General features: G+C 61.9%; 11 protein-coding genes. 10 read left to right on the top strand and 1 reads right to left on the bottom strand.

Annotated features, from left to right (window positions below; translation table 11 throughout):
- Position 1: 1 nt before the first annotated feature.
- From LOY54_RS15810 to LOY54_RS15855, 10 genes are all read left to right on the top strand, one after another.
- On the top strand, positions 2-2,032 hold the full coding sequence (locus LOY54_RS15810; protein ID WP_258607087.1) for a type VI secretion system Vgr family protein: 2,031 nt from the start codon (positions 2-4) through the stop codon (positions 2,030-2,032).
- Entirely contained in the window at positions 2,029-2,967 is a 939-nt protein-coding gene (locus LOY54_RS15815; RefSeq protein ID WP_258607089.1) for a hypothetical protein, read from the top strand. Before LOY54_RS15810 ends, LOY54_RS15815 begins: the two co-directional genes overlap by 4 nt.
- A complete protein-coding gene (locus tag LOY54_RS15820; RefSeq protein ID WP_258607091.1) occupies positions 2,964-6,188 on the top strand; it encodes a T6SS effector BTH_I2691 family protein in 3,225 nt (1,074 codons plus the stop codon). The genes LOY54_RS15815 and LOY54_RS15820 overlap by 4 nt, the downstream gene beginning before the upstream one ends.
- An 82-nt stretch (positions 6,189-6,270) precedes the next feature.
- The gene (locus LOY54_RS27460; RefSeq protein ID WP_309475650.1) at positions 6,271-7,113 is read left to right on the top strand and encodes a DUF6708 domain-containing protein; all 843 of its coding nucleotides are present in this window, start codon (positions 6,271-6,273) and stop codon (positions 7,111-7,113) included.
- 55 nt (positions 7,114-7,168) lie between these two features.
- A complete protein-coding gene (locus LOY54_RS27465) occupies positions 7,169-7,972 on the top strand; it encodes a DUF6708 domain-containing protein (RefSeq protein ID WP_309475651.1) in 804 nt (267 codons plus the stop codon).
- Positions 7,973-8,204: 232 nt separating this feature from the next.
- Positions 8,205-9,404, top strand: a complete 1,200-nt coding sequence (locus LOY54_RS15835) for a DUF2169 domain-containing protein (RefSeq protein ID WP_258607093.1) — start codon at positions 8,205-8,207, stop codon at positions 9,402-9,404.
- A gap of 174 nt (positions 9,405-9,578) precedes the next feature.
- The gene (locus tag LOY54_RS15840) at positions 9,579-11,318 is read left to right on the top strand and encodes a dipeptidase (protein ID WP_258607094.1); all 1,740 of its coding nucleotides are present in this window, start codon (positions 9,579-9,581) and stop codon (positions 11,316-11,318) included.
- A 155-nt stretch (positions 11,319-11,473) separates the two neighbouring features.
- Positions 11,474-12,082 carry a hypothetical protein gene (locus LOY54_RS15845; protein ID WP_258607096.1) on the top strand — a complete coding sequence of 203 codons (609 nt, stop codon included), beginning with the start codon at positions 11,474-11,476 and terminating at the stop codon, positions 12,080-12,082.
- 144 nt (positions 12,083-12,226) lie between these two features.
- Positions 12,227-14,842: an autotransporter outer membrane beta-barrel domain-containing protein gene (locus LOY54_RS15850; protein ID WP_408980512.1), complete on the top strand. Its 2,616-nt coding sequence runs from the start codon at positions 12,227-12,229 to the stop codon at positions 14,840-14,842.
- Positions 14,842-15,693, top strand: a complete 852-nt coding sequence (locus LOY54_RS15855; RefSeq protein WP_258607098.1) for an alpha/beta hydrolase — start codon at positions 14,842-14,844, stop codon at positions 15,691-15,693. Before LOY54_RS15850 ends, LOY54_RS15855 begins: the two co-directional genes overlap by 1 nt.
- Positions 15,694-15,707: 14 nt before the next feature.
- On the opposite strand, the gene LOY54_RS15860 is transcribed toward LOY54_RS15855, so the two are convergent.
- Positions 15,708-17,183, bottom strand: coding sequence for a TolC family protein (locus LOY54_RS15860; protein WP_045194002.1), 1,476 nt, complete (start codon positions 17,181-17,183; stop codon positions 15,708-15,710).
- Positions 17,184-17,188 lie beyond the last annotated feature (5 nt).

Consider the following 17,188-nt stretch of genomic DNA (forward strand, 5'->3'; position numbering starts at 1 on the left):
CATGCCCCGCCAAAGCGACCTGCGCTTCACCTTCGAGCCCCTGCAGGGCGACGCCTTCGAGGTGGTCGAGTTCCACCTCGAGGAAGGCCTGTCCCAGCCCTTTCGCCTGAGCCTGGAGCTGGCCAGCCACGACCCGGCCGTCGACTTCAACCGCGTGCTCGACCTGGCCGCGCTGTTCACCCTGTGGCGGGGCGACACCCCGGTGCGCTACGTGCACGGCCTGGTCAGCCTGTTCAGCCAGGGCGACACCGGCTTTCGCCGCACCCGCTACCGCGCCGTGCTCGAACCCAGCCTGGCGCGCGCCGGCCTGCGCTCGAACTGGCGCATGTTCCAGGGCCAGAGCGTGCCCGAGATCATCCTCGCGGTGCTCGAGGCCCAGCGCCTGAGCGAGGTCAAAACCTACCTGTGCTTCGACCACCGGCCGCGCGAATACTGCGTCCAGGCCGGCGAAAGCGACCTCGACTTCATCGCCCGCCTGGCCGCCGAAGAAGGCCTGCTGTACAGCTTCGAGCACCGTGCCGACGGCCATACCCTGTGGCTCACCGACCGCGTCGGCGGCCTGGGCACCATCGGCACCCACGAGCACTGCCCGGTGCTCTACCAGCCGCTGGCCGGCGGCGACAGCGCCGAGCCGGCCCTGCAGCGCTTTCACTACACCGAACAGGTGCGCAGCGCGCGCCAGGTGCAGCGCGACTACACCTTCACCCACCCCTATTACAACCTGCAGCACAACGCCGTCGGCGCCAGCGACCTCGACCACCAGCACAGCGACTACGAACGCTACGACTACCCCGGCCGCTACAAGCGCGACGCCAGCGGCAAGCCCTTCACCAAAACCCGCCTGACCGCGTTGCGCAGCGACGCCCGCCTGGCCCACATGGAAGGCGATGACGCGCGTCTGCAGCCGGGCCTGGCCTTCGACCTCAACGACCACCCGCGCGAGGACTTCAACGACCGCTGGCGCACCATCGCCATCGAGCACCACGGCACGCAGCACAGCAGCCTGCTCGAAGAGGCCTTCGCCAGCGACAGCGGCACCGCCTACCGGCTCAGCGCCAGCGCCATCCGCTGGGACGCCGACTGGAAAGCGCCGCTACGGCCCAAGCCGCGCATCGACGGCCCGCAGATCGCCAGCGTGGTCGGCCCGCCCGGCGAAGAGATCTACTGCGACGAATGGGGCCGGGTCAAAGTCAGCTTCCCCTGGGACCGCGACAGCCACCAGGACGACCACAGCTCCTGCTGGATCCGCGTCGCCCAGGGCTGGGCCGGCGCCACCTGGGGCGCCATGGCCATCCCCCGGGTCGGCCAGGAACTGATCATCAGCTACCTGGACGGCGACCCCGACCAGCCCATCGCCACCGGCCGCGCCTACCGCGAAACCAACCTGCCGCCGTATCAACTGCCCAAGCACAAAACGCGCATGACCATCAAAAGCCGCAGCCACAAGGGCCAGGGCTTCAACGAGCTGCGCTTTGAGGATGAGCTGGGGCAGGAAGAGGTGTTCATCCATGCCCAGAAGGACAAGAACGTTCATATCAAACACAACAATGGGGTGTTTGTTGGCAATGATCGCAGTGAGACGGTGGGCAACGATGAAACCCTCTCCATCGGTCACAACCAGTCCCAGGACATAGGCCTGAACCGCTCGCTGAACATTGGCCAGAACCATGAGATCAGCATCGGCAATGACCGCTGGGAGCGCGTCGGCAATGACCGTTTTGACGCCACCACTGCCAACCATCGCACCGAAGTCGGCGGCCACAGCGAGCACCTCACCCACGGCCAGCATCACCTGAGCGCCGGCCAGGGCATGCAGCGCACCACCACAACCTACCAGCTGCAAGCCAGCGAGCGCCTGGTCATTCAGGGCCCTGGCGGCAGCCTGACGATCGATGCCCAGGGCATTCACCTCAATGGCCTGGCCATTACCCTACAGGGGCCGGTGCAAATGACTGCGCCGGGCAGCGCACAGCCCTTTTCCCTGCAGCTCTCGCCCGAGGCAGGGCAAACCTGTGTGGAGAAAAACCGATGACGCCGGCGCTTGTGCAGAAGTTCGTTGATGAGATCTACACGCCCGAAGCAACGCTGTACCTGCTGCTCGACCCGTTGGCTGACTGTGCCTCGGACGATCCCCTGCATATCGAGGCGCTGCGCCAGACACTGGGCGACGACGCCCTCACCCGCGTGTGGCGTCCGGACCTTGAGCACACGCCGCACGCCTGCCCGGTGCTGGTGACCCTGGCCAGCCCCGGCGCCCGGCCTTCGGAGCGTCTGCTGTCACTCTCGGCACAGCGTGTAAACGAGGACGCCACGCGCTCCCGACGCTACGTCTGCGGCTGGCTCAGCAGCAGCGTCACCACCGCTGCATTCAGTGCGCACCTGATCGCGCTCGGGCATCTGCCCATGGCACAGGGCACACAGTTCTTTCCGGTGTATGAACCGTTGCGCCTGGAATTGCTGGCCGGCACGTTGAAGCAGGCGGAACAGGGATTCTGGTGGCCGATTCAACACTGGCTGTTTCCGATGTCCAGCGGTGCCAGCAGCGTCATCAGTAGCCATCCGCACGCGAGTGTCGTACCTCGTCCACTCGCTGGCGAGGTGCAGCAGGAGGTGGTGCTGGTGTCAACCTTACTTGCCACCTGGCGACGCGCCCTCAGCCTGCCGCTGACGTTCGCGCCGGCGCGCTGGACAGGTGCAACAACACTGCCGCCCCATGCCGCTGCCAAGGCCCATTACCAGATACACCAGGCCCGTCAGTTGGGCCTGAAAAACCATCACGACATCATCACCCTGGCCATGCACTGCCTGTTGCTGGATCTGCGGCTGCATGAGCACGCCCGCGTCCGTGCACTGATCGACCAGGCGGCTCGAGGAACAGCATCGCTCAGTACCCTGCTCGCCCCTTGCAACGACAACAGCTGGCAACGGATTGTCACCGACCTGAGCCATGCAGGAGCATACCCTTGAGCCTGACTTCGCAACTCGCCATCGCCACCACCGAATGCCTGGTCAACAACGACCAATGCACAGTCTGCCAGCGTCAGGGCATGCCCATCCTGCCGCTGCGCAAGGCCGTGGTGCCGCGCCTGGCCCATGAATACCCCCTGCCTGACGACAATACCCGCATGGGTTGGCGCACCCTGCGGGCAGGTTACCTATACGTGCTGCTCGACCGCCAGGTCTGGCAGGCCTATCAGGTCACGCCCGACGGTTACCTGCGTCAGTTCAACCCCTACCAGCCTGCGGCCACCAACGAGACACCGTTGGCCGATAGCTGCATCGCGGCCGGGCATGACTGCCCAGCGGCGTTCCTGAACATCGACACGCAAAAATACACCATGGCGTGGCTGGCCTTTGCCAGCGATCCGTGGCCCGCCAGCGTCCTCGCCGCCTACAAGAGCGGGCGTTTTCCCGAGCGTTTTCTAGCGCTTGACCTGGGCACAGCACGCAACGATCCGGCCAGCGTCGGCTGGGCCATGACGGCCGAAAACCTGCAGGTGGACAACAAAGTCTACGAGTACCGACAGCAGCCCAGTCCAAGCTTTGATAGCGTGCATGGTTTTTACACTCGAGCCGGGCGCCTGACCGCGTTGCGAGGCTACCTGCGCAACGCCATCGCCCATCATGATCTGCCACACGGCGTGCTGGCCCTGGAACTGGACGACAGCATCGGCCTGGTGCAGGAACTCAACAGGATTCGCAACGGCTGGATTGGACACCGTCAACAGTGGATGAACACCCCGGACCGGGCCTATCAACAGCAGACCTCGCAACTGCTGCTGGCGATCCGCGCCATGCATCGCGACTGGGCGCAACAGCAAACGCCAGCCACCCCCGACCCGCTCACCGGCGATGGCCCACCGGTGTTTGCCGATCCCCAACGGGTGCGCGAAAGGCTGGTCAACGAGCGCGCCCTCGAGCACACCAGACGATTGGAAGAGCGTTACAACGAGCAGCAACGCGCTGAGTTCCAGCAGCGCTATGACCAGCAGTTGGCAAGCTTCCAGCGCATCATCGACGGTGCCGGCCGAGCCTACGCCGGGGCCTGCCGCACGCCGGCCTTTTTATGCTGCGAACAGCACGATTACGACGGTGCCGATTTTGCCTCGGGCCAGGCCTACAGCCAGACCATGGCGCTGTGCCTGAGTGGCGGGATCAGCGAGGCCCCGGTAACAGACAGTACTGACGCCGACTCGGGGCCTACGGCGATGCTCTGGGACACCTGGCTGCGCAACCCGCAGAGCCCCGTCTACCGCGCGCTGCTGCGGCGTGACAGGCAACTGCTGGCCGAGCTGCTGCCGAGTTTCAAGGCCAGCACCGATACCGACTGGAACGACAGCGAAAAACTCTACGCTGCACTGAGCAAGATACTGGCCAGCGACGAGTCGATGCAGTTGCTGCGCACGTCTGTGCAAGACGCCATGGCCCAACTGCTGGGCGCCCTCAATGCCGCCAGCGCACGCCTGCAGCCTGCGCTCGGGCCAGGTGTCGAGCGAGCTGTGTCCCGGCTCAACAGCGCCATTCAACTGCTGCACAACGGCATTCACCTAACCGAGCTCAAGGTGCAGATGAAGCTCAGCGAGTACTACGCCCTGCAGTGTGAACACCTGCGTGAACGGCAACGCAAGGCTGTCGAGGCCTTCAACCAGAGCACCGAAGGAATCAAGGAGAGCCTGGGCAAGGTGAATCACGACGAACGCAAAGTGCGCAGGAATGTGATCCCGATGATCCAGGGTGGACTGCTGAGCCTAGCGGTGCTGGACCCCAAGCTGGCCGACCAGATGATCACCGTCAGTGTCTGGGTGGAAGGCGAAGTGGAAAAACTTCAGCGTGAACTGATGAGCGAAGCAAATCATGCCATCAACCGCGCGGGCAAAGGCGCACAGGACCTCCTGGAAGGCATCGTCGTAACCGTCGGCAGCCTGGACCCAAAGGCCCGAGCGTTGCTGGACGGGATCAAGGTTTCCACACAGCAAGCGGCCAACTGGGTACGCACAGGCTTTACCGGATTGCGCGGCATCGCAGGCAGTGGCGAGCTGCTGCTTGCTCTGGGAGGAATGTACCTGCTTGCCGACTCCATGAAAAAAAACCTTGAAGCCGTTGATCAGACAATCGGCGACAAATCGCTTGAAGCCAGAATGGCTTTGCTTGGCAGCACCCTGGGGGTGCTGGGCGGCAGTGTGGAGATCGTAGGCAAGGCGCTGGAAGTAGGGGCGGTGAAGATTCAGCAGGCGGGTGCGTTGACTGCGCGGGCAACCGCTACTGCTGCCGCTACAGTCAACACAGGCAGAGTTCTTGTGAGAACGGGGGCCGTCGTTGGGGCGGTGGCAGGCCTATTCGACGCGACCCAGGCCGGTATGGCAGCCAAACGTAGTTTAAAAAGCGGTGACATCGGCGCAGCGAACCTTTACGTCATATCTATGACATCATCTGGCATAGGGGTGAGTTTGGGTATATATGCTGCCGTTATGGGAGCCAATGCATTGTTGGGTCCTATTGGAATAGCTGTAGCGCTAGGACTAATCGGGTACGGACTATATAAACTCGCTGAAGGAAGAGAGTCCTCCCCCCTCGAGATTTGGGCCAAAAGATGTTTCTTCGGCCGGGCGAATGAAACACCAAAAACCCATTGGAACACGCCCCAGCATGCCCATATAGCCATCGCAGAACTTAATGCTGCAACATTGGGCATCAACGCCGGAATGGAATTTCGTTCAATTTTGTCCACACAGGTTCTATTCGCGGGAGGGCCTGCGACGGCCAGATATGAGCAGCGTTTGCAATATTGTCTGTCACTGCCATATTTCCAATCAGACCGCTCTGCATATCATTGGACGATCCATCTTCATCGTGAAGGCGACGGACCGTCCAAACGGCAGACAGCCGAAATAGCCGTCAAAGGCAGCTTGAACTCCCCAACTAGCGAACTCAATGCAGCGCCGGGCACGTCGAAACCGCCGAAAGCGATTGACTATGTAGCAGACAGCGACACGCCAAACTCCAGTATTCGTACAATTAAGTTAAACAATAACAGCACAATGCAAATCTTGGATATTACGGGAGTGTTAATACTGCCGCCTGGCCGCCAATTTAAAAAAACTGAAGCGTCCACGTTATCATTGACCTATTGGCCGGACCGCTATGTTCCTGACGCATATGCAACGCTTACGTTAACGTCGTCGAGGTAAGTATCAGACAATAACCAGAAACCTTCGACGTCCTGTCGTTACAGGGCCAACTGCTTCTTCTATTGTTCCAGGAGCCAATTTCATGGGCATCATCCAGCCTTTACTCAACAAGCCAGCGCCCGGATGGAAGTACGACCTTCCCGGCCCCAATCAAGCACAGACAGTAAAGCTACACCCTCACATTTTGCTCAACGCCCCCAACCATATTGATGAATTGTACCTAGACTTGCCCCGCGCCACTGTTAGGTCCCGCGGCATCGGCATCTGGCTAGCCATTTGTTTTCTTTTCTCATCTATAGCACCTCCAATTTTCATGTCTAACTACATCGTCGACACGGGCAACGCACCACCCCCCCTACTCGCTTTAAGCTTGCTACTCCCATTTGTTACTAGTTTGTGGGGCGGCGTATATATGTGGCGAATGGACGTAGAGCCTCCCCGAGACGAACCCATTCGCTTCAACCGCCTGCGCCGCAAAGTCTACGTCTACCGCTTCTTTCATGACGGACGCCGACCGTTCAGCCGCAGCGCCTGGGGGGTACGGGTTGAAGCTTACAACTGGGACGATTTGCGCGCTGAGGCCTGTAGCGTGTACGGCCCCATGGGCACTGGCGGTTTCATCGAAACAGTCACCCTCGCCGTGGTCAGCCCCGGCACCAACAAGGTCATCGATCGCTTCCATTTCGCCCACGGCATCCAGCAGGGTGAAATGTACTGGGCCCTGGCTCAGTTGTTCATGCAGCAGGGACCGCAGGCGCTCCCTGCCTTCACTCGCCCGCCCCGGGACTGGAACAACGAAAAGGTCACCTTCAATCTAGCCCGTCGTCTGGCACCCAAGGTGAAGTGGCCAGAAAACATGGACCTGGAATCGCGGACGGCGCTTTGTTGTACAGACTCCATGTCTGAAAGTAATTCCCGCCTATAACATAAACACGTGAACCGGGTGCGAATACCCAATTTATATTTATTGGAGTCCATCTATGGCCTGCGCCTCCCCCTTTCTTGACAAACCGGCCCCAGGCTGGAAGCGCGACTTAAATGCCCCCAACGAAACTCCGAACACCCGCCCACACCCATCGATACTTTTAACCCCCCCTAATCACTCCGATGAAATCTATCTTGAAATAGCCAGTTCAAAACTGCTAGCACAGGGCATCGGAATCTGGATATCTTTCTTTCTCTTATTGTGCGCTATAGCCACGGTTATTTTTCTGACTACTTACCTCAAAATAACAGGCAACGCCCCCCCAGCCCTGGACAATGTAGCTTCTCTAATCGTATTGATTACAAGCGTATGGGGAGGCATCTACTGTTGGAGAATGGACGTAGAAGCCCCTCGCGACCAGCCCATTCGCTTCAACCGCCTGCGCCGCAAAGTCTACGTCTACCGCTTCTTTCATGACGGACGCCGACCGTTCAGCCGCAGTGCCTGGGGGGTACGGGTTGAAGCTTACAACTGGGACGATTTGCGCGCTGAGGCCTGTAGTGTGTATGGCCCCATGGGCACTGGCGGCTTCATCGAAACAGTCACCCTCGCCGTGGTCAGCCCCGGCACCAACAAGGTCATCGATCGCTTCCATTTCGCCCACGGCATCCAGCAGGGTGAAATGTACTGGGCCCTGGCTCAGTTGTTCATGCAGCAGGGACCGCAGGCGCTCCCTGCCTTCCCTCGCCCGCCCCGGGACTGGAACAACGAAAAGGTCACCTTCAATCTAGCTCGACGCCTCGCGCCCAAAGTGAAATGGCCGGAAGATCTGGACCTGGAATCACGGACGGCACCTTGATGCCCGTAAAAGAAACAGCCCCTAGTCAACAAAAATCCAGATCTCATCCGACATATCTGACAGACAAAAGCAAAGAGCTATGTAGGACGTGTCTGATTTCCATCTCGTCTCTTGAGGCAGAAAGCCCCACCCACCTAGATTCCCCTGACGCGTCCCCTGCAGCCTTAGGCTCAGGCTCAGGGCGCTACCCCAATCAACGGCAAGGATGTCGACATCAATTCAAGGACCCACGATGGAATTTCACAACCAGACGCCCTTTGCCGCGCTGTGTTTCAGCGCGCTCGACCCGCGGGGCAACGAACATCCCGTGGTGGTCATCAAGGTTGGTTATCGCCTGCTGCCGATTGCCGGCCAGCCGGGGCACTGCAGTGCCGAAGTGATGGCTGAGGAACCGGCCCTGCTCTGCGCCGCCGATCGCTACTTCGGTGAACAAGGCCGCAGCAGTGTCTATGAAGAAAGCGACCTGGCGCCGTTCAAACCGCGCTGCGATGTGATCGTCAACGGCCATGCCCACGCCCCCGGCGGCGAACCGGCAACGTCCTGGACCGCCGGCATCCGCTTGAGTGCGCCTCAGGGCGAAACCGCGTGCGACATACTGCTCGACAAACAGCTGCGTTTCAGCGGCCCGCGCTACTTTGAACACGGTCTGTTCAGCGGCTGGCGCCTGTCTGCCGCGGAGCCGGCCACCTGCGTGCCGCTGCGTTGGGAGTATGCCTTTGGCGGCAGCAGCGTGTTGGCCAACCCCGGCTACCCGGGCACCAGCGCCGAGCCCTACCTGCTCCATCAGGTCTGCTACAGCAACCCCCTGGGCCGGGGCTGGATCGAAAAGCGTCACGAAAAACACGCCTGGTCCCTGCAAACGCCACTGCAACGCCTGGCAGCCCCGCAAATCGAAGCACTCGAGCGGCCGGTGACCCACCTGCACATCACTCACCACCCGGACGGCGACATCAGTGCGGCCGACATGGCCCAGCTATCGGCCACCTACGGTTACTGCCCGGCAGGCTTCGGGGTGGTGGGCCGGGACTGGGCACCACGCCTGGCCCTGGCCGGTACCTATAACAAAGCCTGGCAGGCAAAGCCCTGGCCCGGGCTACCCGCCGACTTCGACTTTGCCTACTGGAACGCCGCCCCTATCGACCAGCAAATCGACTTTCTTCCCGCCAGGCTGCGCATCGAACTGTTCAACCTCACGGCTCCAGCCCTGGGCCACAACGGCCAACTCTGCGTCGAACTGCCCGCGCACCGGCCCTTCGTGCTGATGCACCTGCGCAGTGGCGAAGTCCTGGCGCTGCCCCTGTTCACCGACACCCTGCACATCGATACCGATGCCATGACCCTGTCGTTGACGCACCGGATCAGCCTGCCCCGCCCGGATGACATCGAGGCACTGGAGGCCTGCTTCGATGCCGAGCCGTGCGCGGCTGACTGAAAACTCCACGCCATTCCCTCCCGACGCTTTTTCGTTTCTGCGTCGCTTTTACGTTTCTGTGCGACACATCCCACTTCAGGCACTCCCGTACCAGGCCCTCATGGTGGTAGCTTGGAAATGTTTTGTTGCACCCATCCTTTCTCATTATTTGCCTGCAAAGGAATGCCCCCCGCAATGAATTTCGCCCTGAAAAAACTGGCCGCGGCCACCTTGATGCTGGCTGGCCTGGCGTCAATCACCACGCCTGCCTATGCCAACCTCACCCCACAGCAAAGCGCGGCCATTCTCAAGAGCTTCAGCGACACTTCGGTCAAGGACTTCCGCCAGTTCCTCGCCAGCCTGGCGAAAAGCGAACTCGGCAAGGCCGACAAACTCGACCAGAGCATCGCCGCCTTCCTCGCCAACCAGCAGCTGACGGCTGAACAACAGAACGAAATCCATCGCCTGCTGGGCATCTATGCGCGGGTCAAGTACGGCGATGCGGCCACCCAGACCCTGCGTGAGCTGGTGGCCATCCCGACCTTCCGGGTCGACGGCGTCGAGCAGCACGACAACCCCGAGTTCATCAAGATCGCCGAGAAGATCAAAGGTCTGGCCAAGGCTTTCAACCTGAACTTTCGTAACATCGACAACCGTGTCTATGAGATTTCCCTTGAAGGCAAAGGCGATGAAGTGGTCGGCATCCACGCCCACGCCGACGTAGTACCGGTGACGCCAGAGAACTGGGTACTCAAGGACGGCACCCGCCTTGACCCGTTCAAGGTCACCCTGATTGGCGATCGCATGTACGGCCGCGGCACCGAAGACGACAAAAACGGCATCGTCGTGGCGATGTACGCGATGAAGATCATCAAGGAAGAAAAGCTGCCACTGGCGCGCAACTTCAAGCTGCTGGTCGACACCACCGAAGAGACCACCGGCGACGCCATCCCCTACTACTTCGAACGCAACCCCACGCCCAACTACAACCTGGCGCTGGACGGTGGTTACCCGGTGGTGATCGCCGAGAAAGGCTACGGCACGGTCATGGCCAGCTTTGCCCGCCGCGCAGGCGAAGGCAACGGCGCTGAAATCACCACCCTGAGCGGTGGCCTGGCCACCAACCAGATCCCTTCGACTTCGGTGGCGACCCTGGTGACCGACAAGCCCGCCGAACTGGCAGCCAGCCTGCAAAAAGCCGGCGCTGAGTACGTCAAGGCCAATGGCGGCAATTTCGAAGTCAGCGCCAAGGTCGACGGCAAGGATGTAAAGCTGACCGTCACTGGCGTCTCGGCGCACTCCTCTGAACCTGAGTCCGGGGTCAACCCGGTGGCGCGGATGCTCGGCTTCATCAACGGCCTTGATGGCAAGATTGCCCTCAAACACAACCACATCACCGACGCCGCTCGCTACGCCGCCGACAACTGGGGCCTGGACTACCTGGGCGGCAAACTGGGCGTGGGTTTCTCCGACAGTTTCATGGGCCCGCTGACCACCTCGCTGACCTACGTTGGCCTCGATGACAAAGCCTTGAAACTGGCGGTCAACCTGCGGGTGCCAAAGGGCAAAAGCCCCCAAACCCTGAAGAGCGAAATCGCCGGCAAGCTGGATGCATGGAGCAAGCAGAGCCACATCAGCCCGACCTTCGACTACTCGATCGCCGAGCCAATGTACCGCAACCCCGAGGGCGAATGGGTCAAGGCGCTGCTGGCGGTTGCCAGCGAGAACCTGGGCATGAAGCACGAATTCGGCACCTCCGCAGGCGCCACCTCGGTGCATGAACTGCCCAACGGCGTGCAGTTCGGCCTGGCCATGCCCGACGTCAAGTACACCGGGCATAACGACAACGAGTTCAAGACGGTGGAGCAGTTCCTTCTGGACCTGCAGGTGGTGACGGAAATGATGGGGCGTGTCGGGCAACTGCCCAAGCTCTGACCCATGCAGCAGGCCCGCTGTTGTGGCGGGCCTGCCTTGCGCAGTTTGTTAGACGCTATCGCACCACTTGCAGGTTATGATCCACCAACGTCCCTCCATGGAATGGATAAAACATGCACAAGCCCCCACCCAGGTCACGATTGCTCAGGGCCGCAGTGTCTGCACTGGCCATCGCCAGCATCAGTGGCTGCCTGACCAGCAAGTTGTACGAGCCGCGAGCCAGCGATGAAGTCTATACCGAGCAGGTTGGCCAGCTCTATGTGACGGCAGACCAGAAGAGCTTTGTGGTGCTGGGCAAAAAGTACCATTACTTCATCCTCGTCGAACCCGCGCTGTTGCAGGCGATTCGCTCAGGGTTGCATGCCAGGATGCAGGCCGAGTTTCTGCCGGTTCACGTCAGCATGTATGAAACCCTGGACGGCGAGTTCGAGCTCAGGATGCCCGGGCTTGCGCAACTCCAGGCACATGAGATCAACGAGGCAAAAACGCTGGGCTTTGTGGTCTCAACGCAACAGGACGCCCTGGTGCGTCGCTACAAAATTCAAGGCAGCCGATTTAAGGCGAGAAAGGACATCAGCGCCCTGGAGGGCAACACGCTGAACAGCACCTACACCCTTCAAGTTTCGGCCTACAGGGAAAAGAGCAAGGTCACCCAGGTGCTGCTGACACCGGTCACTGTCACTGCGGATGGCGTGTTGATGATCCTCGCCGTGCCGCTACTGCCGGTGGCGTTCATGGCGGCGCAACCGTTCCGGGTCAAATAGCACTTGTACAGGCAAGTGATATCATTTTGACGTCAACTAATTTACCATCGCCGCGCTCTTCTGCGTGGCCCTGTCTTTTTGTCAGCGCAAGGTCCAGCCCCGCACGGAAGCGAAGCACTTAAAACGCCGCTAAAGGAATGAACCGTGACCCCCGTGATGTTCCGCAAAACCCTGCTCGCCCTGGCCGTAACCGCCACCGCCCTGCCCGCCCTCGCTGAAACCGTGCAACTGACCAACGCCGGCTTCAAAAGCGAGCACCAGCGCTACAGCGGCAACCTCGAGATCAACGGCGCCTACAGCGGCGGCAGCGACGAAGATGCCATCGAGCTCAATGGCTCGAGCATCGAGAAAGACCTGATTCTCAACGCCACCATCAACAGCACCGGCGACTTCGCCGGCGGCGTCGATATGGACGTGTGGGAAGGTACGCAGCCGTGGGTGGCCAACAGCGTTGGCGGCGACGTGATCAACAAGGGCAGTATTTCTGCCATCGGCGGTGGCGCCAACGCGCTGATGATCGACCCGGCCAAGATCGGCGGCAGCGTCATCAACGAAGGTTTGCTGTACGCCGAAGGTGCGCCATTGAGCGACGACGGCGGCCGTGATGTTGCCCGCGCCGTGGATTTCTCCGGCTCGTCGGTGATCAAGGGCGACCTGCTCAACGCCGCCAGCGGCAAGATCATCGCCAAGGGCGAAGATGCCAAAGGCATCAACCTTGAAGGCGGCGAGATCGTCGGCAAGGTCATCAACCGCGGCCTGATCGAGGTCACCGGCGCCGGCGCCACCGGCATCGACGCCACCACCAGCGGCTCGGGCATGTACACCGACATGGTCGACCTGGCCGGCATCGAGAACCACGGCACCATCATTGCCAATGGCGACGACGCCGAGGGCATCCGCATCGACGGCGCCAGCTTCACCGGCATGAACAACCACCTGGTCAACACCGGCACCATCCGCGCCGAAGACGCCGCCATCGCCATCGGCTTCAGCGACTTCGACAGTCCGGGTGCCCAGCCCTGGTACAAAGCCGAAGGCGACTTCAACATCTTCAACAGCGGTTCGATCATCTCTGCCGACGAAGCCATCGACGCCTCGCAAAGCAACCGCCCGGTCGAGCTGATCCTGCGCAAAGGCAGCGTCATCGTCGGCAACCTGATCGACCTGAGCAACATCGAGATCGAAGGCGACACCTCCTTCACCGGTACCGACAGCCGCGCTGACGGCGCCAACATCCGCATGAAAGACGGCGGCTGGATCGATGTCGGCAGCCTCAGCGACGACCTGAAAACCACCCTGACCTTCGAAGCCCCGCACACCAGCATCGACGGTAACCTGTACGTCGCCGGCAACTCGGCCCTGGGCCTGAACCTGAGCAGCGCCACCGACGCCAACCGCGCCGTGCTCAAGGTCAGCGGCACCACTCAGTTCGGCCAGGGCGCCCAGTTGCAACTGGCGGCCAAGGGCGAAGACTTCAACGCCAATGGCAGCCGCTACACCCTGCTCCAAGCCGGCCAGATCGAACTGCTGGGCGCCGACGGCGAAACAGTCGACCCGAATGGCAAACTCAACCTGGTCAGCAGCTCGGCGCTGCTCAAGGTCGACAGCTTCACCGTCGACAACAACCAGGTGGTGGCCGTGGTCACCGGCAAGGGCAAGGAAGAAGTCGAACAGATCATCACCAACCAGGGCGGCTCGGCCAACAGCCAGAAAGCCCTGGGCAGCCTGACCGCCGACGGCATGATCGCCAAGCTGGCCAACAACGACCCGTTCAAACAGGCGCTGCTCAACGCCGACGAAGCCCAGGTCGCCAAGCTGGCCTCCGAGCTGACCCCGGAAACCAACGGTGGCGCGACCCAGGCGGCCACCACCAGCCAGAACCTGGTCAGCAACGTCACTGGCAGCCGCACCAGCTCGCTGCGCGGCGCCTCCTCGGGTGAAGGCTTCAAGGAAGCTGGCGTCTGGGTGCAGTCGCTGTACAGCGATGCCAGCCAGGACCTGCGTGACGGCGTGGCCGGCTACAACGCCTACAGCCGCGGTATCGCCGTCGGTGCCGATGGCAAGCTCAACGACAACTTGACCCTGGGCCTGGCGTACAGCTTCATCAACACCGACGTCAACGGCAAGAGCGGCAACCAGACCGAAGTCGACAGCCATGCTTTCACCCTCTACGGCGGTTTCGAGCACGGCAACTACTTCGTCGATGCCAGCCTGACCTACGGCTTCAACGACAACCAGAGCAAGCGCAGCATTGCCGGCACCCAAGCCAAGGCCGACTATGACAGCGACCTGCTGGGCCTGAACCTGGTCGGTGGCTACACCTATCACATCAACCCGCAAGTGCTGGTCGAACCGCGCCTGGCGGCCCGCTACAGCCTGGTCAACATCGACGGCTACCGTGAAAAAGGCTCTTCGGCAGCGCTCAAAGTCGAAGACCAGCGCTATGAAGCCATCGAGCTCGGTGCTGGCCTGCGCGTGGCCGGCAGCGTCGCCCTCGGCGCCGGTACCCTGGAGCCGCAAGCCAAGCTGATGGCGTATCACGACTTTGCCGCTGACGAAGCAAAAAGCACCTCGACCTTCCTGCTCGGCAGCACGCCGTTCGTGACCAGCGGTGCCAAGGCGGCGCGTGACAGCTATGAAGCCGGCGTGGGCGCCGACTACAAGCTGGGCGCGGTAACCCTGGGCGTCAACTACGACTACATCGGCAAGTCGGGCTTCGATGCCGACGTGTTCTCGGCGAAAGTCCGTTACGACTTCTGATGAGTCAACACCTTGCCGGCCCACACCCGTGGGCCGGCGTCGGTCGAACCTTGGGGGCGCTGCTGGTCAGCGCCCTTCTTGGTGCCTGCCAATCCCCCTTTCAAGCGCTGCAGGAGCTGGCTGAACAGCACGGTCGCCACGTACAAATCGTGCCGGGCCAGGCATTCCCGCTGGTCCTCTTGCCGCCGTCTGAGCAACGCCCCACCGAGCGCCTGCGGGTGTACCTGGAGGGCGACGGCCATGCCTGGGCCACGGCTAGCCAGCCGAGCCTCGACCCCAGCCCGCGCAACCTGCTGGTGGCGCGCCTGGCGATCAATGATCCAGCCCCCAACGCCTACCTTGCCCGGCCCTGCCAGTTTGTCTCGGCTGCAGGCTGCACGGCGGCGCTGTGGACTGATCGGCGTTTTTCCCAGGAGGTGGTGACCAGCCTCAGCCAGGCCCTGGACCGGCTCAAGCAGCGCGTTGGCAATCGCCAGTTCGAGTTGGTGGGCTATTCAGGTGGTGCGGCATTGGCCGTGCTGCTGGCCGCGCAACGGGACGATGTCACGCAGATCCAGACCCTTGCCGGCAATCTTGATCCAGGCTTATGGGTACAGCTTAAAGGCTTGTCGCCCCTGAACGGTTCGCTCGACCCGATGGTCTATCGCCAACGCCTTGTAGCATTGCCCCAGCGCCATCTGCTGGGCGGCCGCGACCAGGTGATCAGCGCCGAGATCAGCGCCAGTTTTCGCGGCACGCAGGCATCCAGCCGGTGCAATCAACGGGTGATCATCCCGGCTGCAACCCACGAGCAGGGTTGGGAGACAGCCTGGGCGCTTTGGCAAGGCCAGGCGATCGGACCCTGCCCCTGAACCCAGGCATCGCCTCACTGTGCCCAGCGCGCCTCGCTGTTTTGTAGCGCCGAGGCAATGGTCGCCAATTTGCCGTCCGGCAGGGTGTCCGGCAACAGGTCGGTACCGGAGCTGACGTACAACTGCGCATAGGCATTACGCAATTCGGCATACGACAGGTCGCGCTTCAACTGTGTCTGCAGGTTGTTCAGCTCGCCCTGGATCAGCTCCAGCTCACCAATGTTCTGGGTCTGGTAGCGGTTGCGCAATTGCTCGGCGATCTGCCCGTCCAGTGCCGCCAGCTCTTCGCTGGTGCGAAACTGCCGTGCGGCCTCGTTGTAGTTGGCGTTGGCCACGTACAACTGCGCCAGCACCGCCATCGACATCGCCTGGCGGCGCGCCGCCGCGACGTCTTCGCCGGCCTTGGCGACCTTGATGGCCGCCGGGGCCGAAAGCACGTTGAACAGGTTCCAGGTCACCTTGACGCCGTAATCCGCCCAGCTCTGGTTGACCAGGAAGGAGTTGCTGTCGTAGTGCCCGCCGGCCGAGAACTCCAGCCCCGGCAGCAGGCGCAGCATGGCCTTGCGGGTTTCGGCGGCACTGATCCGCGCCTGGTAGTCCTGCTCACGCAGTTCCGGGCGGCTGGCCAGGGCCTGTTGCTCCAGGCGCGTGAAGTCGCCCTTGAACTGCGGCACCGTGTAGCCCTCTTCCGGCGCCAGGCTGAAGTCGGTGTTCAGCGGCAGGTTGATCAGCGCCGCCAGTTCAGTCTTGGCCAGCGACAGCGCGCGGCGCTGCTCTTCGAGCTGGCGGGTCGCCTCGATCAACGCACGCTGGTAGCTGAGCGACTGCACCGGGTCGCCAATGCGCTGGCTGCTCATGTGCTGGCTGTTGTCCCGGGCCTGGGCCACGCGGCCCATCAGGCTGTCGATCTGGGTCAGCAGGCGCTGCGCCGCGACCGCCCGCCAATAGGCCGAGCGCACGTCCTGGGTGATGGTGTGGATGACCTTGCGGCGCCGTTCCTGGAGGATCAGGCGCTGGTCGGCCTGCTGCTTGGCACTGACGTAGCTGACACCGAAATCCAGGACGTTCCAGACCATGGTCAGGTCCGCCACTTCACGGTCGCGGTCCTGGGAGGTCGACGGCTCCAGGGACTGGGTGCCGGTCTGCACGCTCTGGCTGCTCGAAGCGCTGACATTGTTGCGCCCGGCGTAGCCGGCTTCCATGGCCATGCGTGGCAGCATGTCGAAGCGCGCCAGGTCGACCTGGCGCTTGGCCAGGGCTTCTTCCATGACCTTAAGGCGTGATTCGAGGTTGTACTTGACCGCCCGGGCCATGGCCTGGTGCAGGGTCAGCGGGCCGTTGAGCGGCTCCTGGTCCTTGAACATGCTGACCAGGTCGGTGCGCGCGCGCTCCTCGCTGATGCTGCGCTCGATCGGTTCGCTGGTAACCGCACATCCGCTGATTGCCAGCGCCAGCAAGCTGGCGCTGAACAGTTTCTGACTTTTTTTCATCCTTG

It is taken from the genome of Pseudomonas sp. B21-032 (assembly GCF_024748965.1).
Lineage (GTDB): Bacteria > Pseudomonadota > Gammaproteobacteria > Pseudomonadales > Pseudomonadaceae > Aquipseudomonas.

Bases quoted from the DNA above. Each gene is read 5' to 3' on its own strand.
- LOY54_RS15810 (WP_258607087.1), top strand. From the start codon at position 2: ATGCCCCGCCAAAGCGACCTGCGCTTCACCTTCGAGCCCCTGCAGGGC.
- LOY54_RS15815 (WP_258607089.1), top strand. From the start codon at position 2,029: ATGACGCCGGCGCTTGTGCAGAAGTTCGTTGATGAGATCTACACGCCC.
- LOY54_RS27460 (WP_309475650.1), top strand. From the start codon at position 6,271: ATGGGCATCATCCAGCCTTTACTCAACAAGCCAGCGCCCGGATGGAAG.
- LOY54_RS27465 (WP_309475651.1), top strand. From the start codon at position 7,169: ATGGCCTGCGCCTCCCCCTTTCTTGACAAACCGGCCCCAGGCTGGAAG.
- LOY54_RS15835 (WP_258607093.1), top strand. From the start codon at position 8,205: ATGGAATTTCACAACCAGACGCCCTTTGCCGCGCTGTGTTTCAGCGCG.
- LOY54_RS15840 (WP_258607094.1), top strand. From the start codon at position 9,579: ATGAATTTCGCCCTGAAAAAACTGGCCGCGGCCACCTTGATGCTGGCT.
- LOY54_RS15855 (WP_258607098.1), top strand. From the start codon at position 14,842: ATGAGTCAACACCTTGCCGGCCCACACCCGTGGGCCGGCGTCGGTCGA.
- LOY54_RS15860 (WP_045194002.1), bottom strand. From the start codon at position 17,183: ATGAAAAAAAGTCAGAAACTGTTCAGCGCCAGCTTGCTGGCGCTGGCA.